This is a genomic window from Bacillus zhangzhouensis, from assembly GCF_000715205.1.
Classification (GTDB): domain Bacteria; phylum Bacillota; class Bacilli; order Bacillales; family Bacillaceae; genus Bacillus; species Bacillus zhangzhouensis.
In genome coordinates, this window is the sequence record NZ_JOTP01000098.1 from 1 (window position 1) to 278 (window position 278).

The following is a 278-nucleotide window of genomic DNA, read 5'->3' on the forward strand; positions in this document are numbered from 1 at the left end:
ACGACGCCAATTGAGATCCGTTCCGATGGAGAAGGACAATCCGAATATGTGGAAGGCTATGCTTTGAAATTTGAAAAATGGTCCGAACGTTTGGGATGGTTCAAAGAAATTATCAGCAGGAACGCTTTAGAATCTACCGATCTATCAAACGTCATTGCACTTTTTAACCATCGAGAGGATTTTCCCCTAGCGAGAAATACCGTTTCAGGGGAGTCAGGGCGGTTTGAACTAGTAATAGCTGCCATCGGTTTTAAATTATGTTTTTTCAATTATGAAAC

Annotated in this window: 1 protein-coding gene; it reads left to right on the forward strand. The window is 41.0% G+C overall.

The genetic code is table 11. The features are described from left to right. Positions 1 to 278 (forward strand): HK97 family phage prohead protease (locus tag BA70_RS19025; protein WP_239646724.1); only part of this gene is annotated, 278 nt, incomplete at both ends.